This is a genomic window from Micromonospora halotolerans (assembly GCF_032108445.1).
GTDB lineage: Bacteria > Actinomycetota > Actinomycetes > Mycobacteriales > Micromonosporaceae > Micromonospora > Micromonospora halotolerans.
Genome location: NZ_CP134876.1, coordinates 3,241,944 through 3,264,749, shown reverse-complemented (window position 1 = coordinate 3,264,749; position 22,806 = coordinate 3,241,944). Strand labels below are relative to the sequence as shown.

The 22,806-nt window shown below is 75.1% G+C and carries 18 protein-coding genes; 10 read left to right on the top strand and 8 right to left on the bottom strand.

The annotated features are described in order from the left end of the window. Nucleotides 1-58: 58 nt before the first annotated feature. Nucleotides 59-1,246: a pyridoxal phosphate-dependent aminotransferase gene (locus RMN56_RS15610; RefSeq protein ID WP_313724456.1), complete on the top strand. Its 1,188-nt coding sequence runs from the start codon at nt 59-61 to the stop codon at nt 1,244-1,246. Next, nucleotides 1,243-2,352 carry a threonine aldolase family protein gene (locus RMN56_RS15605; RefSeq protein WP_313724455.1) on the top strand — a complete coding sequence of 370 codons (1,110 nt, stop codon included), beginning with the start codon at nt 1,243-1,245 and terminating at the stop codon, nt 2,350-2,352. Before RMN56_RS15610 ends, RMN56_RS15605 begins: the two co-directional genes overlap by 4 nt. Nucleotides 2,353-2,423: 71 nt before the next feature. On the opposite strand, the gene RMN56_RS15600 is transcribed toward RMN56_RS15605, so the two are convergent. Then, nucleotides 2,424-3,029: a helix-turn-helix transcriptional regulator gene (locus tag RMN56_RS15600; protein WP_313724454.1), complete on the bottom strand. Its 606-nt coding sequence runs from the start codon at nt 3,027-3,029 to the stop codon at nt 2,424-2,426. Nucleotides 3,030-3,127: 98 nt separating this feature from the next. Here RMN56_RS15600 and RMN56_RS15595 point away from each other — a divergent pair, with 98 nt between their 5' ends. The 3 genes from RMN56_RS15595 (at nt 3,128) to RMN56_RS15585 (ending at nt 9,601) form a co-directional block, all read left to right on the top strand. Further along, nucleotides 3,128-5,956 carry an FtsX-like permease family protein gene (locus tag RMN56_RS15595; protein ID WP_313724453.1) on the top strand — a complete coding sequence of 943 codons (2,829 nt, stop codon included), beginning with the start codon at nt 3,128-3,130 and terminating at the stop codon, nt 5,954-5,956. 2 nt (nt 5,957-5,958) lie between these two features. Then, nucleotides 5,959-6,705 carry an ABC transporter ATP-binding protein gene (locus RMN56_RS15590; protein ID WP_313724452.1) on the top strand — a complete coding sequence of 249 codons (747 nt, stop codon included), beginning with the start codon at nt 5,959-5,961 and terminating at the stop codon, nt 6,703-6,705. An 88-nt stretch (nt 6,706-6,793) separates the two neighbouring features. Further along, entirely contained in the window at nt 6,794-9,601 is a 2,808-nt protein-coding gene (locus RMN56_RS15585) for an FtsX-like permease family protein (RefSeq protein ID WP_313724451.1), read from the top strand. A 46-nt stretch (nt 9,602-9,647) separates the two neighbouring features. Here RMN56_RS15585 and glmM read toward each other — a convergent pair whose 3' ends face one another. From glmM to RMN56_RS15550, 7 genes are all read right to left on the bottom strand, one after another. Then, on the bottom strand, nt 9,648-11,003 hold the full coding sequence (gene glmM / locus RMN56_RS15580; protein ID WP_313724450.1) for a phosphoglucosamine mutase: 1,356 nt from the start codon (nt 11,001-11,003) through the stop codon (nt 9,648-9,650). 116 nt (nt 11,004-11,119) lie between these two features. After that, complete coding sequence (gene rpsI, locus RMN56_RS15575) at nt 11,120-11,584, bottom strand: 30S ribosomal protein S9 (protein WP_088991922.1); 465 nt, start codon at nt 11,582-11,584, stop codon at nt 11,120-11,122. Between the two features lie 20 nt (nt 11,585-11,604). Beyond that, nucleotides 11,605-12,048: a 50S ribosomal protein L13 gene (gene rplM / locus RMN56_RS15570; protein ID WP_313724449.1), complete on the bottom strand. Its 444-nt coding sequence runs from the start codon at nt 12,046-12,048 to the stop codon at nt 11,605-11,607. Between the two features lie 210 nt (nt 12,049-12,258). Next, the gene (locus RMN56_RS15565) at nt 12,259-13,632 is read right to left on the bottom strand and encodes an MFS transporter (protein WP_313724448.1); all 1,374 of its coding nucleotides are present in this window, start codon (nt 13,630-13,632) and stop codon (nt 12,259-12,261) included. Between the two features lie 123 nt (nt 13,633-13,755). Next, the gene (locus RMN56_RS15560; RefSeq protein WP_262283074.1) at nt 13,756-14,049 is read right to left on the bottom strand and encodes a type II toxin-antitoxin system PemK/MazF family toxin; all 294 of its coding nucleotides are present in this window, start codon (nt 14,047-14,049) and stop codon (nt 13,756-13,758) included. Beyond that, nucleotides 14,039-14,299 carry a DUF6364 family protein gene (locus RMN56_RS15555; RefSeq protein ID WP_313724447.1) on the bottom strand — a complete coding sequence of 87 codons (261 nt, stop codon included), beginning with the start codon at nt 14,297-14,299 and terminating at the stop codon, nt 14,039-14,041. The genes RMN56_RS15560 and RMN56_RS15555 overlap by 11 nt, the downstream gene beginning before the upstream one ends. A 78-nt stretch (nt 14,300-14,377) precedes the next feature. Next, nucleotides 14,378-15,073 (bottom strand): class I SAM-dependent methyltransferase, encoded by a 696-nt coding sequence (locus RMN56_RS15550; protein ID WP_313724446.1) that lies wholly within the window; start codon nt 15,071-15,073, stop codon nt 14,378-14,380. Between the two features lie 146 nt (nt 15,074-15,219). Between RMN56_RS15550 and RMN56_RS15545 the strand changes: the two genes are divergently transcribed. From RMN56_RS15545 to RMN56_RS15525, 5 genes are read left to right on the top strand one after another with little or no spacing between them, the layout of a single operon-like run. Then, the gene (locus RMN56_RS15545) at nt 15,220-17,379 is read left to right on the top strand and encodes a molybdopterin oxidoreductase family protein (RefSeq protein WP_313724445.1); all 2,160 of its coding nucleotides are present in this window, start codon (nt 15,220-15,222) and stop codon (nt 17,377-17,379) included. Beyond that, a complete protein-coding gene (locus RMN56_RS15540; protein ID WP_313724444.1) occupies nt 17,376-18,860 on the top strand; it encodes an FAD-dependent oxidoreductase in 1,485 nt (494 codons plus the stop codon). The genes RMN56_RS15545 and RMN56_RS15540 overlap by 4 nt, the downstream gene beginning before the upstream one ends. Next, complete coding sequence (gene nirB / locus RMN56_RS15535; RefSeq protein ID WP_313724443.1) at nt 18,857-21,367, top strand: nitrite reductase large subunit NirB; 2,511 nt, start codon at nt 18,857-18,859, stop codon at nt 21,365-21,367. The genes RMN56_RS15540 and nirB overlap by 4 nt, the downstream gene beginning before the upstream one ends. Further along, nucleotides 21,364-21,711, top strand: coding sequence for a nitrite reductase small subunit NirD (nirD, locus tag RMN56_RS15530; protein WP_189195451.1), 348 nt, complete (start codon nt 21,364-21,366; stop codon nt 21,709-21,711). The genes nirB and nirD overlap by 4 nt, the downstream gene beginning before the upstream one ends. Continuing rightward, nucleotides 21,711-22,799: a uroporphyrinogen-III synthase gene (locus RMN56_RS15525; protein ID WP_313724442.1), complete on the top strand. Its 1,089-nt coding sequence runs from the start codon at nt 21,711-21,713 to the stop codon at nt 22,797-22,799. The genes nirD and RMN56_RS15525 overlap by 1 nt, the downstream gene beginning before the upstream one ends. Nucleotides 22,800-22,806 lie beyond the last annotated feature (7 nt).

Here is a 22,806-nt window from a genome sequence, read left to right as displayed (position 1 = left end):
CGAGCGGCGGGCCGCCGGCGGTCTTGCGGCGTCGGCGCCGGCCCGTAGGCTGGCCGGCGTGACGACGACCGATCCGCTGGTGGCCCGGATGCGGCCGTTCGGCACCACCATCTTCGCCGAGATGTCCGCGCTGGCCGTGCGCACCGGCGCGGTCAACCTCGGGCAGGGCTTCCCCGACACCGACGGCCCGCCGGAGATGCTCGCCGCGGCAGCCGAGGCGCTGCGGTCCGGCCACAACCAGTACCCGCCCGGCCCGGGCATCCCGGCGCTGCGCGCGGCCGTCGCGGCCCACCAGCACCGCTTCTGGGGCCTGGAGTACGACCCGGACGGCGAGATCGTGGTGACGGCGGGCGCCACCGAGGCGATCGCGGCGAGCATCCTCGCCCTCTGCGAGCCGGGCGACGAGGTGGTCTGCTTCGAGCCCTACTACGACTCGTACGCGGCCTCGATCGCCCTGGCCGGAGCGGTCCGCCGTCCGGTGACGCTGCGTCCCGCCGCCGACGGCCGGTACGCGTTCGACCCGGCGGAGCTGCGCGCCGCGTTCGGGCCGCGCACCCGGCTGGTGCTGCTGAACACCCCGCACAACCCGACCGGCAAGGTGTTCACCGCCGACGAGCTGGCCCTGGTCGCCGAGCTGTGCCAGGAGCACGGCGCGTACGCGGTCGCCGACGAGGTCTACGAGCACCTGGTCTTCACCGACGCCGCCGCCCCGCACGTGCCGCTGGCGACGCTTCCCGGCATGCGCGAGCGGACGTTGCGCATCTCCTCGGCGGGCAAGACGTTCTCGTGCACCGGCTGGAAGGTCGGCTGGGTGAGCGGCCCGGCGCCGCTGGTCGCCGCCGTGCTGCGGGTGAAGCAGTTCCTCACCTTCGTCAACGCCGGGCCGCTGCAACCGGCCGTGGCGGTCGCGCTCGGCCTGCCGGACGCGTACTTCGCCGACTTCCGGGACGGGATGCAGCGGCGGCGGGACCAGCTCGTCGCCGGGCTCACCGACGCCGGGTTCGGGGTGCTCGCGCCGGAGGGGACGTACTTCGTCACGGCCGACGTCACCCCGCTCGGCGGGTGGGACGGGGTGGAGTTCTGCCGCTCGCTGCCGGAACGCTGCGGCGTGGTGGCGGTGCCGACCCAGGTCTTCTACGACGACGCGGAGGCCGGCCGGCGGCTGGTCCGATTCGCGTTCTGCAAGCGGCCCGAGGTGCTCACCGAGGCGGTCACCCGGCTGCGCCGGCTCAAGGAGGACGCATGACCGACGCGTACGCCGAGCGGCTGCGCCGGCTCGCCGCCCAGCGCGACTGCGACACCGTGCTCTCCGGCGTCCGGCCGGCCTCGGTGCGGGAGCAGCTCGCGGCCCTCGGGGCGGCCGTCCCCGACGACCTGCTGCCCGACTTCTACGGCGAGGGCGGGGCGGTGGAGCAGCTCGAACGGCGGGTCGCCGAACTGCTCGGCGTGGAGGCGGCGGCCCTCTTCCCGACGGGCACGATGGCCCAGCAGGTGGCGATGCGCTACGGCGCCGAGCTGACCGGCCGGGACGCCGTCGGCCTACATCCGCTCAGCCACCCGCTGGTGCACGAGCGCGACGCGTACGCGCTGCTCGGTGGCCTGCGGGCGGTGCGGACCACGGCGGCGCCGCGCAACCCGACGGCCGAGGAGGTGGCCGCGCTCGACGAGCCGATCGGCACGCTCTTCCTGGAGCTTCCGCTGCGGGACGCCGGGTTCGTGCTGCCGAGCTGGGACGAGCTGGTGGCGGTGGTCGGCGCGGCCCGGGAGCGGGGCGCCCGGGTGCACCTGGACGGGGCCCGGCTCTGGGAGTCGACCGTCCACCTCGGGCATTCGGCGGCCGAGGTCGCGGGCCTGGCCGACAGCACGTACGTCTCGTTCTACAAGTCCCTGGGTGGCCACTCCGGCGCGGCGCTGGCCGGCGACGCCGAGCTGGTCCGATACGCCCGTGCCTGGCGGCACCGTTACGGCGGCACCCTGTTCCAGCAGTGGCCGGCGGCCCTCGCCGCGCTCGCCGGGCTGGAGGGGGAGCTGCCGCGGCTGGCCGGCTACGTGGCGCACGCGAAGGTGGTGGCCGAGGCGCTGGCCACCCTGCCGGGCGCGCGGGTCCACCCGACCCCGCCGCACACCCACCAGTTCCGGCTCTGGCTGCCGCGCCCGGCCGACGCGCTGGACGCGGCCAACCTCGCGCTCGCCGAGGAGGAGAAGGCGTGGTTCGCCGGCGGCTGGCGGGACACCGAGGTGCCCGGCCTGGCGCTGACCGAGGTGACCGTGGCCGGCCCGGCGCTGGAGCTGGGCCCCGACCAGATCCTCGACCTGGCCGACCGGTTCCTCCGCCGGGTCGCCTCCCGCTGATCCCGGCCTGACGACCGGCCGTCCCGCGCCGCGGCCGGCGCACCGTGGGAGTCGCGGCGTCCCGGCAGCGGTCAGCCGGCGGACCGCGCCGGGCCGCCTTCCGCGGCCGACGTCGCCGGGCCCGGCCGGTCGGCCGCCAGTGCCCGGAGCACGGCACCCCCGTCGGCGAGCAGCGCCGACTCGGCGTCGTCGACGAAGGCGAGGTCCGCCTCGACGTGCCGGGCCGCGGCGGAGAGCAGCAGCCGGACCACCGGGTCCTCGGAACGGCGGCGCAACCCGTCGAGGTTGCGCAGCTCCCGCATGAGGTGGCCGCGCTGGTTGGTCAGCACGGTGCGGACGGTGGTGGCCTCGCCGGACCGGGCGGCGGCCGTGACCTTCAGGAAGAAGTCGTCCCGGAAGCCGCCGCTGCGCGGGCTGGGTTCGGCGAGCCAACGGTCCAGCTCGGCGCGGCCGGCCGACGTGATCTCGTAGACCACCCGGTCCGGCTTCACCGGCTGGGCGTGCCGCTCGGCGACCACCAGGCCGTCCCGCGACAGCCGGTCGAGGATCTGGTAGAGGTGCCCGATGTTGAGCGGGCCCCACTGCGGGCCGACCGCCCCCTCGAAGGCGCCCTTGAGCTCGTAGCCGTAGCTGGGGCCGCGGGCGAGCAGGGCCAGGACCGCGTGCTGGATCGCCACCGTCTCCTCCGATCCGGTTCCGGACAGGCACCCCGGAGGGGCCTTGCATTGTCACAATGTATCGCGCACAGTGTGAGTCAGCACACGGGGAGGCGCGAATGTTCCACGTCATCTGGGGGCAGCTTCGTGGCCGTGCCGGGCGGTCGGTGGCGCTGCTGATCGGCGTGCTGGTGGCGACCACCGGCTTCACCGTCCTGACCGGCGCCACCACGACCTCCCGACTGGACGTCACCGGCACCGTCGAGCGGAACACCGGGGCGGCGTACCAGATCCTGGTCCGTCCGAAGCGGACGCGCACCCCGCTGGAGGTCGAGCGGCGGCTGGTCCGCCCCAACTACCTCTCCGGCCTCTTCGGTGGCATCACCACGGCCCAGTACGAGCAGGTCAAGGCGGTGGACGGCGTCGACGTGGCCGCGCCCATCGCGATGCTGGGCCACTCCACCGCACCGGTGCCCATGTCGTTCGACGTCACCGACGCCGTCGACCGGAGCCTGGACCGGCAGGTGATCCGCATCGACCCCACCTACGTCGCCGAACGCGGCCTCTCCACCGCGCCGGCCAAACCGCGCTACGTGTACGTGACGAAGCACCGCCTCATCTACCCCCGCTTCGACGGCGACCTGTCCGCGCGGGCGACGCCGTACACCGACGGCCGGTCGTACGCGGAGGACAGCCTGTGCGGGCCCGTCCCGCGGGAGGTTCTCCCGGGCGGAGCGAGCCGTCCGATCTGCAATCCGATGTTCGGCGGCCTGCAGGCCAGTCTGGCCACCCTCTCCGAGCGGGAGGTGTGGGGCCTGGACGCGGTGCGGCTGCTGCCGGACGGCCGGTTCGAGGCGGCCAACGGCCTGCTCACCCGGGACACCGCCCCCACCGCCACCGACCGCCTGGTGCTCACCTACCAGCTGACCGTGCCGTTGCTGGTCGCCGCCGTCGACCCGATCGCCGAGAACCAGCTCGTCGGACTGGACTCCGCAGTGGTCAGCGGGCGGTCGGTCCGGGCCGACGAACCGGTGGCCGAGCGCCGTGGCGGCACCCTGCTGACCCGTACCGCACCGGCGCTCGTCACCAACCGTCCCTTCTTCGACAGCACGGTGCGCGCCCGGTTCACCCGGCTGCCCACGGCCCGGCCGGCCACCGTGCCGGCGATCGAACTCGAGCAGACCCTGAGCCGCGCCGCCGGGATCCCGGCCGGTTCCGCCGAGGTCGACGCGGGCGAGGCCTACCGCGCCCAGCTCACGAAGGGGATCGCCACCGACGCCTGCTGCCGCGGCCAGCTCCAGCGGGTCATCCAGGCGGGGCCCGTGACATACCGCGAGCTACCTGACGGCACCCTGCGCGCCGACGCGGTGCCGCCCGCGGACGCCGAGGTGTACGGCAACCAGTTCACCTTCAACTTCCTGCCCCGGCCCTGGCTGGCCGAGGACACCGGCTTCCGGCCGGTCCGGGCCATCGCCGCGAAGGAGGGTGGCGCGGCCACGCAGTACCACCAGTGGCAGGCCGTCGGGGTGTTCGACCCGGAGAAGCTGGCCGGCTTCAGCGACGCGGGCGCGGTCCCGCTGGAGACGTACGAGGCGCCGCGCGCCGAGGGTGCGGACGAAGGCAGCCGCACCGCGCTCGGCCGCCGGCCCCTGGAACCGAGCGGCAATCCGGCCGGCTACCTCTCGGTGCCGCCGCTGGTGCTCACCAACCTCGCCAGCGTGCCGAAGCTGCTGGAGGGCGGCAACAGCCCGCAACGCAGCGCGCCGATCAGCGCGATCCGGGTGCGGGTCGCCGGTGTGGACGGATACAGCGAGCGGGCCGCGGAGCGGGTCCGGCTGATCGCCGAGCAGATCAACCGGGCGACCGGCCTGGACGTCGACATCACGCTGGGCTCGTCCGCCGCCCCGCAGACCGTGGAGCTGCCGGGCGGCGCGTTCGGCCGACCCGACCTGCGGCTGACCGAGAACTGGTCGGCGCTGGGTGTCGCCTCGACCATCGTCCAGGCGGTGGACCGCAAGAGCGCCGTGCTGTTCCTGCTGGTGCTGGTGGTCTGTGTGCTCTTCCTCGGCAACGCCGTCTCCGCTGCCGTCCGGGACCGCCGCTCGGAACTGGCGGTGCTGGCCTGTCTCGGGTGGCCGGCCCGCCGGATCGGGGCACTCGTCCTCGGCGAGGTCGCCCTGCTCGGCCTCGCCGCCGGGCTGCTGTCGCTCGGGCTCGCCGTACCGCTCGGCGCCGCCCTCGGCATCGGCGTCGACTGGCGGCGGGCGACGCTCGCCGTACCGGTGGCGCTGCTGCTCGCGCTGGCCGCCGGCCTGGCGCCCGCGCTGCGGGCGGCGCGCGCCCACCCGGCTGCCGCGCTCCGCCCGCCCGTGGCCACCGCGCGGTGGGTACGCCGACCGCGCACCCTGCCCGGCCTGGCCCTGGTGAACCTGGTCCGCACTCCCGGTCGCACCCTGCTCGGCGCGGGTGCGCTGGCCATCGGGGTGGCCGCACTGACGCTGGTGTCCGCCGCCGCGTACGCCTTCCGCGGCGCCATCGTCGGCAGCCTGCTCGGCGACACCGTGTCGCTCGGCGTACGCGGCGCCGACACCCTGGCGGCCGTGGCCACGGTCCTGCTCGGGGCGGCGGCGGTCGCCGACGTCCTCTACCTGAACATCCGCGACCGCGCCGCCGAGCTGGCCACCTTGCGCGCCACCGGCTGGACCGACGCCGCGCTGGGTCGCCTGATCGGTTACGAGGGCTTCGCACTCGGCGCGCTCGGCGCGGTCGCCGGCGCCGGCCTCGGGCTCGGCGGGGCGGCCTGGCTGGTCGGCGACCTGCCGGCGGCGCTGGTGGCGGTGGCCGCCGCCGTGGCGCTGGCCGGAGTGCTGGCCACCTGCCTGGCGGCGCTCGTCCCGGCCGCGCTGCTGCGCCGCCTTCCCACCGCACGACTGCTGGCAGAGGAGTGACCATGGATGCGACGACGGGCAGTACGGTACGCACCGCCGGGCTGGTCCGGCAGTTCCGCAGCGGCACCGAGCGGCTCACCGCCGTCGACGACGTGTCGCTGGAGATCGCGCCGGGATCGGTGGTGGCGCTGACCGGGCCGAGCGGCTCCGGCAAGTCCACGCTGCTGCACCTCATCGGTGCGATCGAGCAGGCGGACCGGGGCACCGTGACGGTGGACGACGTGGAGGTCACCGGGCTGCGCCGGGCCGCGCTGGCCCGGTACCGCCAGCGGGTCGGCTTCGTGTTCCAGCGCTACCACCTGCTGCCGGCGCTGACCGTGCTGGACAACGTGATCGCGCCGGTGCTGCCCCGCCGGGGCCGCGCCGACCACGCGGTGCGCGCCCGGGAGCTGCTGGACGCGGTGGGGCTCGCCGGCCGGGAACGCGCGCTGCCCGCCCAGCTCTCCGGCGGCCAGCAGCAGCGGGTGGCGATCGCCCGGGCGCTGATGGGCGCGCCCCGGCTGCTGTTGGCCGACGAGCCGACCGGCAACCTCGACTCGACCACCGGCGCCCAGATCCTCGACCTGCTGCTCGACCTGCGCGACCGGCACGGCATGACGATCCTGCTCGCCACTCACGAACAGGCCGTCGCCGCCCGGTGCGACCGCCTGATCCGCCTCGGCGACGGGCAGGTCGTGGAGGACGTCGACCTCACCGACGGGGAGGACCCGGCCGACACCTTCGACCGCGCCACCCGGCTGCGGCTCTGACCGGCGCCGCGGTCGGGCGGTGCCGGACGCGGTAAGGCGGACCGCGCAGAGGTCAGCCAGTGTGAGTCAGCACAGGGGGAGGCGCGACATGTTCCACGTCATCTGGGGGCAGCTTCGTGGCCGTGCGGGACGGTCGGTGGCGCTGCTGGTCGGCGTACTGGTGGCCACCACCGGCTTCGTCGTCCTCACCGGCGCCACCACCACCTCCCGGCTCGCTGTCACCGGCACCGTCGAACGGAACACCCGCGCCGCCTACGACATCCTGGTCCGTCCGAAGGGGACGCGCACCCCGCTGGAGGCGGAGCGCGGCCTGGTCCGGCCCAACTACCTCTCCGGCAGCTACGGCGGCATCACCACCGCCCAGTACGACCAGGTCAAGGCCGTCGAGGGGGTGGACGTCGCGGCTCCGATCGCCATGCTCGGGCACTCCACCACCCAGGTCGAGCTGCCGCTCGACCTCACCGACGCCGTCGACCGCTCGCTGGACCGCCAGGTGATCCGGGTCGACCGCACGTTCCTCGCCGAACGCGGCTTGAGCCGCGTCGCCGCGGATCCGATCTATGTGTACGTCACCACACATCCGCTCCTCTATCCGCGCACCGACGTCGGGTTCAGGGCCGACGCCATCCCGTACAGCGACGGCCGGCCCTACGACTCCCAACTCTGTGGCGACGTGCCGCGGGAGGTCCTGTCACGCGGACGGAGCGCGCCCATCTGCGACCCGCGCTGGTATCTCGCCCCGTCGATGAACACCCTCACCGACCGGCAGACCTGGTCGATCGAGGCGTTCCGGCTGCTGCCCGACGGGCGATTCGAGAGCCGCGCGCCCGGCTCACCGCCGGCCCGGGAGTCGGATCGGCTCATCGTCCGGCCGAGGGTCACGGTGCCGTTCCTGCTCGCCGCCGTCGACCCTGACGCCGAGCAGCGGTTGGTCGGCCTGTCCGGAGCGGTCGTGGGGGGCCGGCCACTCACCGCCGCCGACACCCTCCGCACGAGGCGAACGTCGGGCACGACCTGGCACACCCTGCCCGTGCTGGTCAGCGCCCGGCCCTACCTGGACGGCGCGGTACGCACCACCTGGCACCGCATCGTCCCGCCCGGCAGCATCGGCGACGTCGAGCCGTACGACCTGGCCCGGGTGTTGCGCGGCGCGCCGACCGTCCCCGCGGGCGGGTCGGAGCAGGAGGTGGCGGCCGCCTACCGGGCCCAGCTCACCGGCGCCGAGGAATGCTGCACGGGTCAGCTCGCCCGCGTGGTCCAGCCCGGCCAGACGAGTTACGACCAGATGCCGGACGGCAGCCTCCGCGCCCGGCCGGCCGCCCCGAACTCCAAGGTGTACGTCGGGACCGACCTGGCGATCGCGACACCGCGTCCCTGGCTCACCGAGGACACCCCGTTCCGGCCGCTGGCCGCGCTCGGTCTGCCCCCGTCCGGGCGGTCCCTGACCACCGCGCGCGACTGGCGGTCCGTGGGCCTCTTCGACCCGGAGAAGCTGACCGGGTTCAGCGATTTGGGCAAGGTGCCGCTGGAAACGTACGAACCGCCCCGGGCCACCGGCGTCGACGACCGCAGCCGTGCGGCGCTGGGCGGGTCGCCGCTGGAGCCGAGCGGCAATCCCGCCGGCTACCTGTCCGCCCCGCCGCTGCTGCTGACCACCCTCGCCGCGGTGCCGGAGCTGCTCAAGGGCGGCAGCGGTCCAGAGCGCACCGCGCCGATCAGCGCGATCCGGGTCCGGGTGGCCGACGTCGACGGCTACAGCGAACGCTCCGCCGAGCAGGTCCGGCTGATCGCCGAACGGATCGCCACCGCCACCGGCCTCGACGTGGACATCACCCTCGGTTCCTCCCCTGCCCCGCAGACCGTGGAGCTGCCCGCCGGCGCCTTCGGCCGCCCTGACCTGCGGCTGGCCGAGAACTGGTCGGCCCTCGGCGTCGCCTCGGTGATCACCAGAGCGGTGGATCGGAAGAGCGCCGTCCTCTTCCTGCTGGTGCTGGTGGTCTGCGTACTCTTCCTCGGCAACGCCGTCTCCGCCGCGGTCCGGGACCGCCGCCCCGAACTCGCCGTGCTGGCCTGCCTCGGCTGGCCCGCCCGCCGCATCGGCGCGCTCGTCCTCGGTGAGGTCGCCGCCCTGGGCCTCGGCGCCGGGTTGCTCGCCGTCGGCCTCGCGATCCCACTCGGCACCGCGCTCGGCATCGACGTCGACTGGCGGCGCGCCCTGCTCGCCGTACCGGTGGCCCTTTTGCTGGCGTTGGCGGCGGGGCTGGCACCCGCGCTGCGGGCCGCGCGCGCCCACCCCGCAGCCGCGTTACGCCCGCCCGTGGCCCACACCCTGCGCTCCCGTCGGGCCCGGACGATCGCCGGGCTGGCCCTCGTCAACCTGGCTCGCACTCCCGGGCGCACGCTGCTCGGCGCCGGCGCACTGGCCATCGGGGTGGCCGCGCTGACCCTGGTCGCCGCCGTCGCCCACGCCTTCCGCGGTGCCCTCGTCGGCAGCCTGCTCGGCGACACGGTGTCGCTGAGCGTGCGCGGCGCGGACGTCCTCGCCGCGGTGGCCACCGTCCTGCTCGGGTCCGCCGCCGTGGCCGACGTGCTCTACCTGAACATCCGCGACCGCGCCGCCGAGCTGGCCACCCTTCAGGCCACCGGCTGGACCGACGGGATGCTCGGCCGCCTGGTCGGCTACGAGGGCTTCGCGCTCGGCGCGCTCGGCGCGGTCGCCGGCGCCGGCCTCGGGCTCGGCGGGGCGGCCTGGCTGGTCGGCGACCTGCCGGCGGCGCTGGTGGCGGTGGCCGCCGCCGTGGCGCTGGCCGGAGTGCTGGTCACCTGCCTGGCGGCACTCGTCCCGGCCGCGCTGCTGCGCCGCCTACCCACCGCGCGACTGCTGGCCGAGGAGTGAGCATCGACCCGACGACGAGCAGCAGGCGGCCGCGTGGGTAGCCGGGTCAGGCGACCGGGCTGGCGGTGCGGACCTGCTCGGCGATGCGCTCGGCCACGGATCGGGCGGTGGACTCGGTGGCCGCCTCGACCATGACGCGGACCAGCGGCTCGGTGCCCGACGGGCGGAGCAGCACGCGGCCGGTCTCGCCCAGCTCGGCCTCGGCCCGGTCCACCTCGGCGCGGACGGCCGGCGCGGCGGCGCCGACGGTGCGGTCGCCGACCGGCACGTTGATCAGCACCTGGGGCAGCTTGGTGACCACGCCGGCCAGGTCGGCGAGGGACTTGCCGGTGGCGGCCATCCGCGACATCAGGTGCAGGCCGGTGAGCACGCCGTCGCCGGTGGTCGCGTACGCCGGCATCACGATGTGTCCACTCTGCTCGCCGCCGAGCGCCAGGCCGGAGGCGCGCAGCTCTTCCAGCACGTACCGGTCGCCGACCTTGGTCTCGACCAGCCGGATGCCCTGCGCGGACATGGCCAGCCGCAGGCCGAGGTTGCTCATCACGGTGGCGACCAGGGTGTCCTGGGTCAGCTCGCCGGCCTCCCGCATGGCCAGCGCGAGGATGGCCATGACCTGGTCGCCGTCGACCTCGTCGCCGTCGGCGGTGACCGCGACGCAGCGGTCGGCGTCGCCGTCGTGGGCGATGCCCAGGTGTGCGCCGTGCTCGACCACGGCGGCGCGCAGCGCCTCGATGTGGTTGGAGCCGCACTCGTCGTTGATGTTCAGGCCGTCCGGCTCGGCGTAGATGGCGATCACCTCGGCACCGGCCTCCCGGTACGCCACCGGGGCGACGTCGGCGGCCGCGCCGTTGGCGCAGTCGACCACGACCTTGATCCCGTCCAGCCGGTGCGGCACGGTGCCGACCAGGTGCTGGACGTAATGGTCGGCGCCGTCGAGCAGGTCGTGCACCCGGCCGACCCCGGCACCGATGGGGCGCTCCCAGGCGGTGGTCGCGTTCGCCTCGACGGCGGCCTCGATCCGCATCTCGATCTCGTCGGGCAGCTTGTGCCCGCCGGCGGCGAAGAGCTTGATGCCGTTGTCCGGCATGGGGTTGTGCGAGGCGGAGAGCATGACGCCCAGGTCGGCCTTGGCCTCGGCGGTCAGGAACGCCACCGCGGGGGTGGGCAGCACGCCGACCCGGACCACGTTGGCGCCGGCGCTGGTCAGCCCGGCGACCACGGCGGCCTCCAGCATCTCGCCGCTGGCCCGGGTGTCCCGGCCCACCACCGCGAGCGGCGGATGGCTCTTGTCGGTCTCGGCCAGCGTGTGGGCGGCGGCCACCGCCACCGCGAGCGCCAACTCCGGGGTGAGATCCGCGTTCGCCCGCCCGCGTACGCCGTCCGTGCCGAACAACCGGCCCATACCCGCCAACCTCCGATGGAACTGCCGATGAGAGGAGAAAGCGGAACGGCCGGGCCACCTCCCGGAGTGGGAGGCGGACCCGGCCGTCCGTCAGAAGTACAAGGCGCTGCTGGTGATCAGCGCTTCGAGTACTGGGGAGCCTTACGGGCCTTCTTGAGGCCGTACTTCTTGCTCTCCTTGACCCGGGCGTCACGGGTCAGGAAGCCGGCCTTCTTGAGGGCCGGGCGGTCGTCGGGCTCGCTGACGATCAGCGCCCGGGCGATGGCGAGCCGCAGCGCGCCGGCCTGGCCGGTGGTGCCGCCGCCCCGCAGGTTGGCGATCACGTCGAACGCCTCGGGCTTCTCGGCGGTGACCAGCGGGTCCTTGATGAGCTGCTGGTGCACCTTGCTCGGGAAGTAGGCCTCGAGGTCGCGGCCGTTGCAGGTGATCTTGCCGCTGCCCGGAACGATGCGGACCCGGACGATGGCTTCCTTGCGCCGACCCACGGTCTGGATCGGGCGGTCGCCACGAGGCGCGCGCGCGACGGGCGCCGGCGCCTCGGTGGCCTCGGGGGCGACCTCGGTGGCGGTGATGTCGGTCATGCTGCTTCCTTCGCCCGCGCTCACTGCGCGATCTGCTTGATCTCGAACGGCATCGGCTGCTGCGCGCCGTGCGGGTGCTCGGCACCGGCGTAGACCTTCAGCTTCTTGAGAATCTGGCGGCCCAGCTTGTTGTGCGGAAGCATGCCCTTGACGGCCAGCTCGATGGCCCGCTCGGGCCGCTTGGTCAGCAGCTCGTCGTAGCCGACCCGCTTCAGACCACCCGGGTAGCCGGAGTGGCGGTAAGCGATCTTGGTCTGCCGCTTGTTGCCGGTCAGCGCGACCTTGCCCGCGTTCACGATGACGACGAAGTCGCCCGTGTCGACGTGCGGCGCGAAAGTCGGCTTGTGCTTGCCACGCAGCAGCGTGGCGGCGTGGGTCGCGAGGCGGCCCAGCACGACATCAGAGGCGTCGATGACGTGCCACTGACGCTCGATCTCACCCGGCTTCGGGCTGTACGTACGCACAGGTCTACCTTGTCTCGTCGTCGGTCTGGGGTCGCGCGCCGAGGTGACCAGGGCTTCCCGGCCGGACCAGCGCGCACGAACGACCAAGCGTACCTGATGCGGCACGCCTAAGAATGTCGTACAACAGCAGGCAACGATACCCGGCCGTGCGGCGGCAGGTCAAAACGGGGTGTCGCCCCGTGTGGCCTGCGCCTTTCCCCATGGCGGAGGTCACACGCCGGACAGCTTACGCGGCCCCGGCCGCAGGTACACCGCCCAGGTCACCAGGAAGCAGAGCGCGTACCAGCCGAGGAAGGCCAGGTAGGCCGCGTCGGCGGTGCCGGAGGCCAGGAACGACTGCCGGAACGCCACGTTCACCAGCACCCCGCCCGAGGCGCCGACCGCGCCGGCGATGCCGATCAGCGCCCCGGAGAGCCGTCGGGCCCGCCGCTCGGCCGCCTCCCGGTCCCCGGTCAGCTCCGCCTCGGCGGCGGCCCGGGCCCGGAAGATCGCCGGGATCATCTTGTACGTCGACCCGTTGCCGATGCCGGAGAAGACGAAGAGCGCCAGGAACCCGGCCAGGTAGAGCGGGAAGGACCGGTCCCGGGCGGCGTACAGCACCAGACCGGCGCCGGCGGCCATGGCCACGAAGTTGCCGAAGGTGACGCGGGCCCCGCCGAGCCGGTCGGCGAGCTGGCCGCCGAACGGCCGGACCAGCGAACCGATCAGCGGCCCGAGGAAGGTCAGCCAGGCGGCGTCGACCGGGGTCGGGAACCGGTCGTGGAACTGGAGCTGGAGGACCTGGCCGAAGGCGAAGCCGAAGCCGATGAACGAGCCGAAGGTGCCGATATAGAGCAGGGACATCACCCAGGTGTGCGGGTCGCGGGCCGCCGCGCGCAGCGCGCCGGGCTCGTTGCGCGCACCGGGGAGGTTGTCCAGCCGGCGCGCCGCGAGCAGCGCCGCGAGCACGATCAGCGGCAGGTAGACCGCCGGCACCAGCCGGGGGTACGCGGCGCCGGCGGTGGCCAGCACCGCCAGGCCGACGAGCTGCACGGCCGGCACGCCCAGGTTCCCGCCACCGGCGTTGAGCCCGAGCGCCCGGCCCTTGAGCCGCTCCGGGAAGAACAGGTTGATGTTCGCCATGGAGGAGGCGAAGTTGCCGCCGCCGACGCCGGTCAGGCACGCCAGCACCATGAGGGTGGCGTACGACACGCCGGGCTCGATCAGCACCGCCATGGGCACCGCCGGCACCAACAGCAGCAGCGCGCTGACGACGGTCCAGTTCCGGCCGCCGAACCGGGCCACCGCCAGGGTGTACGGCAGTCGCAGCACCGCGCCCAGCGCGGCCGGCACGGCGGTGAGCAGGAACTTCCCGGCCGGGTCGATGCCGTACTCGGGGCCCAGGAAGAGCACCATCACCGACCAGAGGCTCCACACGGAGAAGCCGACGTGCTCGGCGAAGATCGAGACGTACAGGTTCCGGCGGGCGACCGGCGCGCCGGTCGTGGCCCAGAACCGCGGATCCTCCGGGCGCCATTCGGTGATCGGTCCCGGGCGGCCGGCGGCGGCCGGGGCCAGGGTGGTGGGGGAAGCGAGCGTGCTCACGGCGACTCCTCCTCGTCGATGACGAGGGGGACGCTAGGAACGCGCGGTTTCCCGGCCGTGCCCGTCGCGGGTCGATCCGGAAACGGAGATCGCACGTCGGCCGGAGGGCGGCGGTGAAGCGCCTCAGATCTCCTGGAGGATGCGCAGCGCGCGGCCGACCCGCTGCATGGTCTCGGTGTCGGCCACGTCCACGCACTCGGTGAACCACTTCTTCATGGGCGAGGAGAGCCGGTCCGGCATCACCACGTAGCCACCCATCCGCACCGCCAGGGGCGAGTCGCGCAGCAGCGACTCGTCGACCACCTCGACCACGATCACGATCGGCACGGCGGTGGAGTTGTAGACGTCCGAGCTGATGACCAGGCCGAGCCGTTCCCGGGCGCCGGAGATGCGCCAGATCTCCCCCCTACGCAACACGCGGGCGCCCGCCCCCGAACAGCGCGTCGTCGACCAGCGCGACCTCCTGGGCGTCGGCCAGCGCGGCGGACTCCAGGTCGAGGCCGGCACGGGCGACCGCCTCGGCGTGCGCGGTGAAGACCTCGCGCAGCGCCTTCTCCCGGGCGGCCTGGTCCATCCAGGCGGAGAGGGAGAGCCCTTCCCGCTTGGCGAACCGGCGCGCCTCCTCGATCGTCTCGTCGGAGAAGGACAGTGTCACCTTGGCGGTCATGCCGGACAGATTACCCATCGGTATGACCACCAGTCATCCCCGCTCGCACCGGTCGCGGAACCGGACAGCCGGCCGCGCTCAGGGACGGCGGCCGCCGAACACCGCGAACCGCCACTCCTTGAAGAAGCAGTCGACGTCGACCAGGCCGGCCTCGGCGAGCCAGCGGCACTGGTCGGCCACCGGCGCCGGCCGGTCGTGCCGCATCCGCTCCCGGGCCCCGGCGATCTCCGTGGCGTCCGAGCCCAACTCGGTGATCCGGGCCGTCCACACCTCGTCGTAGCGCCGGTCCAGGTCGGGGGTCGGGCCGGCCACCTGCTCGGCGTTGACGAAGACGCCGCCCGGCGCCAGCGCCTCGGCCGCCCGGCGGTAGAGAGCGCGCTTGCCGTCGTCGTCCAGGTGGTGGATGGCCAGCGCGGAGACCACCGCGTCGTAGCGGCCGGCAGGCAGCGGGTCGGCCAGGTCGGCGAGCACCGTGCGGTGCGGCACCCGGCGGGCGGCCAGGTGGCCGGTGGCCACCGCGAGCATGCCGGGCGCCGCGTCGACCAGGGTCAGCCGGACCCCCGGGACCGCCGCGGTCAGCAGCAGCGAAAGCAGGCCGGTGCCCGCGCCCAGGTCCAGCACCTCGGGGGTACGCCCCGCGGCGAGCGCCGCCCGCAGCGGCGGCGCGGCCACCTCGACCGCCGTGCCGTAGAAGGAGTCGAAGCAGGGCACCAGGCGGCGCCGGGCCCCGTCGTAGCTGCCCGCCACCGCGTCGAACGCGTCCGCCACACTCATCGCGTCTCCCATTATCCGAGATTTCTGTCCCACATTCTAGGTCCTGCCGACCAGCCCGTCACTCCCGTGCGGTGTGAGGTGCTCTTGACAGGACCGAAACAGAAGGGACCCGGAGCGGAAACCGCTCGCCGGCACGCTTTGCCGACATGACAGACGGTGCACGCCTGGCGACGCAACCGGGGGTACGACCTCGGGAGGCGGCCACACACTGCCCGTACTGCGCGCTCCAGTGCGGCATGCTGCTGCGCGAGACCGCGGGACGCGTCGAGGTCGCGCCCCGCGACTTCCCCACCAACCGCGGCGGCCTGTGCCAGAAGGGCTGGACCGCCGCCGAGCTGCTCGACCATCCGGACCGGCTGACCACCCCGCTGCTGCGCGACCGGCCCGGCGGTGAGCTGCGCCCGGCGAGCTGGGACGAGGCGCTCGACCGCGTCGCGGGCGGGCTGCGGGCGATCCAGGAGCGGCACGGGCGGGACGCCGTCGCGGTGTTCGGCGGCGGCGGGCTGACCAACGAGAAGGCGTACGCGCTCGGGAAGTTCGCCCGGGTGGCGCTGGGCACCCGGCACATCGACTACAACGGACGCTGGTGCATGTCCTCGGCTGCGGCGGCCGGGCTGCGCGCCCTCGGCGTCGACCGGGGGCTCCCCTTCCCCCTCGCGGACCTGGCCCGCGCGGACACCCTGCTGCTGGTCGGCGCCAACCCGGCCGAGACCATGCCACCGCTCATGCGCCACCTCGCCGACCAGCGCGAGCGGGGCGGCCGGCTCATCGTGGTCGACCCCCGGCACACCGCCACCGCCCGCCAGGCCGACCTGCACCTGCAACCGCTGCCCGGCACCGACCTGGCCGTGGCCAACGCGCTGCTGCACATCGCGCTCACCGAGGGCTGGCTCGACCGGGCGTACGTGGCCGACCGGACCACCGGCTTCGACGAGGTCCGGCGGACCGTGGCGGGCTGCTGGCCGGCCGAGGCGGAGCGCCTCTCCGGGGTGCCGGTGGCCGACCTGGAGGCGACCGCCCGGGCCCTGGCCACCGTGGACCGCGCGGTCATCCTCACCGCCCGGGGGGCCGAGCAGCACGCCAAGGGCGTCGACACGGTCACCGCGTTCATCAACCTGGCGCTCGCCCTGGGCCTGCCCGGCCGCCCGGGCTCCGGGTACGGCTGCCTCACCGGGCAGGGCAACGGGCAGGGCGGCCGGGAGCACGGGCAGAAGGCCGACCAGCTCCCCGGCTACCGGCGGATCGACGACCCGGCGGCCCGGGAGCACGTGGCCGGGGTGTGGGGCGTCGACCCCGCGGCGCTGCCCGGCCCGGGCGTACCGGCCTATCAGCTCCTCGACTCGCTCGGCACCGCGCACGGCCCCCGGGCGCTGCTGGTCTTCGGTTCCAACCCGGTGGTGTCGGCGCCCCGCGCGGACCGGGTCGAGTCCCGGCTGCGCGACCTGGACCTGCTGGTGGTGGCCGACTTCCTCCGCTCGGAGACCGCCGAGCTGGCCGACGTGGTGCTGCCCGTCGCCCAGTGGGCCGAGGAGGACGGCACCATGACCAACCTGGAGGGTCGGGTGCTGCGCCGCCGCGCGCTGCGCGAACCCCCGCCCGGCGTCCGCACCGACCTGGCCGTCCTCGCCGCCCTCGCCACCCGCCTGCAAGGAGGGGCCCCTTCTTATCGCGAGATGCATAACAAGGGCCCCCTCCTAACGCCCACCGAGGCGTTTCCGGTTGATCCGCGGGAGGTGTTCGCGGAGCTGCGTCGGGCCTCGGCCGGGGGGCCGGCCGACTACGCCGGGATCAGCTGGGACCGGATCGACGCCGACACCGGCGTCTTCTGGCCCTGCCCGGACGAGGACGGGCCGGACACCCCGCGCCTCTTCGCCGACCGGTTCCCCACCCCGGACGGCCGGGCCCGGTTCCGCGCGGTGACCCACCGGCCGGCCGCCGAGCCGGTCTGCGCCGACTACCCGCTGCACCTCACCACCGGCCGGGTGCTCGCCCACTACCAGTCCGGGGCGCAGACCCGGCGGGTCGCCGCGCTGCGCCGGGCCGCCCCCGGCGGCTTCGTGGAGCTGCACCCCGACCTGGCCGGCCGGCTCGGCGTGGCCGAGGGCGAGGAGGTCCGGGTGGTCTCCCGCCGGGGCGAGCTGCGCGCGCCGGCCCGGCTCAGCGCGGCGATCCGGCCCGACACCGTCTTCGCGCCGTTCCACTGGCCCGGCGCGGCGCGGGCCAACTCGGTCACCAACGACGCCGTCGACCCGGTCTCCGGGATGCCCGAGTTCAAGATCTGCGCCGTCCGGGTGGAGAAGGCATGACCGAGCGCATCGTCATCGTGGGATACGGCATGGCAGGCGCCCGCCTCGCGGCCGAACTGCACGCCCGGGGCGGGGACCGGAAGGTCACCGTGCTCGGGGCGGAGCCGCACCGGGCGTACAACCGGATCCTGCTCTCCACCCTGCTCGCCGGGAAGATCGACGAGCCGGACGTGGAGCTGGTCGAGGTCGCCGGGCAGGGCGCCGACGTGCGCACCGGCGCCGCGGTCACCGCCGTCGACCGGGCCGCCCGGGAGGTACGCACCGCCGACGGCGACCGGCACGGCTACGACCACCTGGTGCTCGCCACCGGCAGCCGGGCCCTCGTGCCGCCACTGCCCGGGCTCGACCCGCTCCCCGACCGGGTGGTCCCGTTCCGCACCCTGGACGACTGCCGGCGGATCCTCGCCGCCGCCCGGGGCGCCCGCCGCGCGCTGGTGCTCGGTGGCGGGCTGCTCGGGCTGGAGGCGGCCCGCGGGCTCGCCGCCCGGGGCCTCGACGTGACCGTGGTCCACCCCGTCGGGCACCTGATGGAACGGCAGCTCGACGAGCCGGCCGGCGCCGTCCTCGCCGGCACCCTCGCGGGGCTCGGCGTACGCACCCGGCTGGCGGTCACGGCGACCGGGGTGGCCGCCGACGCCCGCGGGGTCCGCCTCGACCTCGCCGACGGCGACCCGCTCGCGGCCGACCTGCTGGTCCTGTCCTGCGGCGTACGCCCGGACACCGCGCTGGCCGCCGCCGCCGGGCTGGTTGTGGACCGGGGCGTGGTGGTGGACGACCGGCTGCGCACCAGCGACCGGCGGATCTCCGCCATCGGCGACTGCGCCCAGCACGACGGGACCCTGACCGGGCTGGTCGCCCCGGCCTGGGCGCAGGCCCGGGTGGTGGCCGACGTGCTGACCGGCGAGGACCCGCTGGTCCGGTACCGGCCGCGTCCCGTGGTGACGCGGCTCAAGGCGGCCGGGATCGACCTGGCCGCGATGGGCGACGCCGCCGGCGCCCCGGACGGGGGCGGGCCGGTCGAGGAGCTGACCTTCGCCGACCCGGCCCGCGGCACGTACGCCCGGCTGCGGATCCGCGACGAGCGGCTGACCGGGGCGATCCTGCTCGGCGACAACCCGGCGGTCGGCACCGTGGTGCAGCTCTTCGACCGGGGCGCGCCGGTGCCGGCGGACCGGCGCTCGCTGCTGCTCGGGCGGGCGTTCGGCGCCGCCCCGGCAGTCCCCGCCGCGTCCCCGGCGCTGATGCCCGACGCGGCCACGGTGTGCCAGTGCAACGACGTGAGCAAGGGCGCGCTGGTGGCGTGCTGGCGCGCCGGCGCCCGGACCGTCGCGGACCTGTCCGCGGCGACCCGGGCCGCGACCGGCTGCGGCGGCTGCCGGGACGCGGTGGCCGGGATCGTCGGCTGGCTCGCCGAGGTGGATCCGGTGGCGGGACAGCAGGAACCGAGTACGGGGATGGACCGTGTGGAGGTGACGGGATGAGCGGCAGGCTGGTGGTCGTCGGCAACGGCATGGTCGGGCAGCGCTTCGTCGAGGCGTTGCGGGCCCGCGACCAGGAGGGACGCTGGCGGGTCACGGTGCTCGCCGAGGAGCGGCGGCCGGCGTACGACCGGGTGCGGCTCTCGGCCTTCTTCGACGGGGTGAGCGCCGGGGACCTGAACCTGCACACCCCCGACGACGGGGTGGAGCTGCGGCTCGGCGAGCCGGCGCTGGCCGTCGACCGGACGCGGCGGGTGGTGCGGACCGCGACCGGCGAGCACCCGTACGACGCGCTGGTGCTGGCCACCGGCTCGTCGGCGTTCGTGCCCCCGATCGGCGGCACGGACCTGCCGGGGGTCTTCGTCTACCGGACGCTGGACGACCTGACGGCGATCCGGGCGCACGCCGAGGGCCGGCGCACCGGGGCGGTGATCGGGGGCGGGCTGCTCGGCCTGGAGGCGGCGAACGCGCTGCGCCTGCTCGGCCTGGACACCAGCGTGGTCGAGTTCGCGCCCCGGCTCATGCCGGTGCAGGTGGACGAGGCGGGCGGGGCGATGCTCCGGCGCTACGTCGAGGAACTGGGCGTCACCACGTACCTCGGGGTGGCCACCAGCGCGCTGTCCCCCGGCCCGGACGGCACGGTCGGCGCGCTGGAGCTCTCCGACGGGCGCACGGTCCCGGCGGACCTGGTCGTGGTGGCCGCCGGCATCCGGCCCCGGGACGAGCTGGCCCGGGCCGCCGGGCTGCCGCTCGGGCCGCGCGGCGGAGTGCTGGTTGACGCGGGCTGCCGGACGGCGGACGAGCGGATCTGGGCGGTCGGCGAGTGCGCCGCCGTGGACGGCACCTGCCACGGGCTGGTCGCCCCCGGCTACGCGACCGCCGAGGTGGTCGCCGACCGGCTGCTCGGCGGGGCGGCCACCTTCCCCGGCGCCGACACCGCCACGAAACTCAAGCTGCTCGGCGTGGACGTGGCCTCGTTCGGCGACGCGCACGGCGTCACCCCGGGCTGCCTCGACGTCACCTTCACCGACCCGGCCACCCGCGCGTACGCGAAGCTGGTCCTCTCCGACGACGCGCGGACGCTGCTCGGCGGTGTGCTGGTGGGCGACGCGAGCGCGTACCCGACGCTGCGGGCGAGCGTCGGCGGGCCGCTGCCCGGTCCCCCGCTCGCGCTGCTGGCGCCGGCGGGCGGTGCCGGCGCGCTGCCGGCCGCCGCGCAGGTCTGCTCCTGCAACGCCGTGACCCGGGCCGACCTGGACGCGGCCATCGCCGGCGGGGCCACCGACGTGCCGGCGCTCAAGGCGTGCACCCGGGCCGGGACGAGCTGCGGCTCCTGCGTGCCGATGCTCAAGCAACTCCTCGACGCGGCCGGGGTGCGGCAGTCCCGCGCGCTCTGCGAGCACTTCGACACCGGCCGGCAGGAGCTGTTCGACATCGTCCGGGTCCGGGGCATCCGCACCTTCTCCCAGCTCATCGCCGAGCACGGGCGCGGGCGCGGCTGCGACATCTGCAAGCCCGTGGTGGCCTCGATCCTCGCCTCGCTCGGCACCGGGCACGTGCTCGACGGCGAGCAGGCGTCCCTCCAGGACACCAACGACCACTTCCTGGCCAACCTGCAACGCGACGGCAGCTACTCGGTGGTGCCGCGGATCCCCGGTGGCGAGATCACGCCGGAGAAGCTCATCGTGATCGGCGAGGTGGCCCGGGACTTCCGGCTCTACACCAAGATCACCGGCGGGCAGCGGATCGACCTGTTCGGCGCCCGGGTCGAGCAGCTCCCGCAGATCTGGCGCCGGCTGGTGGACGCCGGCTTCGAGTCCGGCCACGCGTACGGCAAGGCGCTGCGCACGGTGAAGTCGTGCGTGGGCGAGACCTGGTGCCGGTACGGGGTGCAGGACTCGGTCGGGCTGGCCGTCGCACTGGAGCTGCGCTACCGGGGGCTGCGCGCCCCGCACAAGCTCAAGTCGGCGGTCTCCGGCTGCGCCCGCGAGTGCGCCGAGGCCCGCAGCAAGGACTTCGGCGTCATCGCCACCGAGAGCGGCTGGAACCTCTACGTCGGCGGCAACGGCGGCTTCCGGCCCCGGCACGCCGACCTGTTCGCCACCGACCTGAGCACCGCCGAGCTGGTCACCCTCATCGACCGGTTCCTGATGTTCTACGTCCGCACCGCCGACCGGCTGCAGCGCACGGCCGCCTGGATCGAGGCGATGGACGGCGGGCTCGACCACCTCCGGTCGGTGCTCGTGGACGACTCGCTCGGGCTCTGCGCCGAACTCGACGCGGCCATGGCCCGGCACGTCGCCGGATATTCCGACGAGTGGCGGGACGTGCTGGAGGACCCGGAGCGGCTGCGCCGCTTCACCTCCTTCGTCAACGCCCCCGACGTGCCCGACCCGTCCATCACGTTCGCGGTCGAACGGGGCCAGCCGGTGCCCGCCCGCGGCGCCCCGCCGGGCGCCGATGGCCGCCGCCAGCCGGTCGCGCTGGGCCTCCCGGAGGTACGGCGATGAGCGCCCCGACCATGCTGGCCTGGACGGCGGTCTGCCCGCTGGACCGGCTGGACCCGGACCGGGGCGTGGCCGCCCTCGTCGACGGGGTGCAGGTGGCGCTCTTCCGCACCGGCGGCGAGCTGTACGCGGTCGACAACCTCGACCCGGTCGGCGGCGCGCAGGTGATGTCCCGGGGGATCGTGGGCAGCCGGGGCGGCCTGCCGACGCTCGCGTCCCCGCTGCACAAGCAGGTCTACGACCTGACCACCGGGCGGTGCCTGGACCTGCCCGGCGTGGCGCTGCGCCGGCACGAGGTGCGCTGCCGGGACGGCCTGGTCGAGGTGCGGTTGCGGCAGGAGGAGTGATGCGGGAGGAACTGGCCGGCTTCACCATCGGGGTCACCGCGGACCGGCGGCGGGACGAGCTGGCCGCGCTGCTCCAGCGGCGCGGCGCGCGGGTGGTGCTCGCCCCCGCGCTGCGGATCGTGCCGCTGGCCGACGACACCGACCTGCGCGAGGCCACCCGGACCTGCCTGGAGCGCCCGCCGGACGTGCTCATGGCCAACACCGGGATCGGGATGCGCGGCTGGCTGGAGGCGGCCGAGGGCTGGGGGCTGGCCGAGCCGCTGCGCGGCGTGCTGTCCCGCTCGTACGTGGTGACCCGCGGCCCCAAGGCGACCGGGGCGATCCGGGCGGCCGGGCTGCGCGAGCACTGGTCCCCCGCCTCGGAGAGCTGCGACGAGGTGGTCGAGCACCTGGTCCGGCGCGGGGTGGCCGGCCAGGTCGTCGCGCTGCAACTGCACGGCGAGCGGCAGCCGGAGTGCACCGAGGCGCTGGAGTCGGCCGGGGCCACGGTGATCGAGGTGCCGGTCTACCGCTGGGCGCCGCCGACCGACCCGGCGCCGCTGCACCGGCTGATCGACCTGGTCGCCGGGCGGCTGGTCGACGCGGTGACGTTCACCTCCGCCCCGGCGGCCGAGGCGCTGCTGCGGGCGGCCGGGGACCGGACCGAGACGGTGCTGGCGGCGCTGCGCGGTGACGTGCTGGCCAGTTGCGTCGGCGCGGTCACGGCCGAGCCCCTGGTGCGGCGGGGCGTGCCGGTGAGCGCGCCGGCCCGGGCCCGGCTCGGCGCCCTGGTGCGGACGATCGTCGACGAGCTGCCCCGCCGGACGGTGACCGTGAAGGCCGGCGGGCACCTGCTGACCCTGCGCGGGCACGCCGCGGTCGTGGACGGCGAGCTGCGCCCGCTCGCGCCGGCCCCGATGGCGGTGCTGCGGGCGCTCGCGGCCGCGCCCGGGAAGGTGCTGTCCCGCACCGCCCTGCTGCGTACCCTGCCCCGGGGCGCGGACGAGCACGCGGTGGAGATGGCGGTCGCCCGCCTGCGGGTCGGGCTCGACGCCCCCCGCGTGGTGCAGACCGTGGTCAAGCGCGGCTACCGGTTGCGGGTCGACTGACCCGCCA

Coding starts and splice junctions, on each gene's coding strand:
- RMN56_RS15605 (WP_313724455.1), top strand. CDS start 1,243: ATGACCGACGCGTACGCCGAGCGGCTGCGCCGGCTCGCCGCCCAGCGC.
- RMN56_RS15595 (WP_313724453.1), top strand. CDS start 3,128: ATGTTCCACGTCATCTGGGGGCAGCTTCGTGGCCGTGCCGGGCGGTCG.
- RMN56_RS15590 (WP_313724452.1), top strand. CDS start 5,959: ATGGATGCGACGACGGGCAGTACGGTACGCACCGCCGGGCTGGTCCGG.
- RMN56_RS15585 (WP_313724451.1), top strand. CDS start 6,794: ATGTTCCACGTCATCTGGGGGCAGCTTCGTGGCCGTGCGGGACGGTCG.
- glmM (WP_313724450.1), bottom strand. CDS start 11,003: ATGGGCCGGTTGTTCGGCACGGACGGCGTACGCGGGCGGGCGAACGCG.
- rpsI (WP_088991922.1), bottom strand. CDS start 11,584: ATGACCGACATCACCGCCACCGAGGTCGCCCCCGAGGCCACCGAGGCG.
- RMN56_RS15555 (WP_313724447.1), bottom strand. CDS start 14,299: ATGACCGCCAAGGTGACACTGTCCTTCTCCGACGAGACGATCGAGGAG.
- RMN56_RS15550 (WP_313724446.1), bottom strand. CDS start 15,073: ATGAGTGTGGCGGACGCGTTCGACGCGGTGGCGGGCAGCTACGACGGG.
- RMN56_RS15545 (WP_313724445.1), top strand. CDS start 15,220: ATGACAGACGGTGCACGCCTGGCGACGCAACCGGGGGTACGACCTCGG.
- RMN56_RS15540 (WP_313724444.1), top strand. CDS start 17,376: ATGACCGAGCGCATCGTCATCGTGGGATACGGCATGGCAGGCGCCCGC.
- nirB (WP_313724443.1), top strand. CDS start 18,857: ATGAGCGGCAGGCTGGTGGTCGTCGGCAACGGCATGGTCGGGCAGCGC.
- nirD (WP_189195451.1), top strand. CDS start 21,364: ATGAGCGCCCCGACCATGCTGGCCTGGACGGCGGTCTGCCCGCTGGAC.
- RMN56_RS15525 (WP_313724442.1), top strand. CDS start 21,711: ATGCGGGAGGAACTGGCCGGCTTCACCATCGGGGTCACCGCGGACCGG.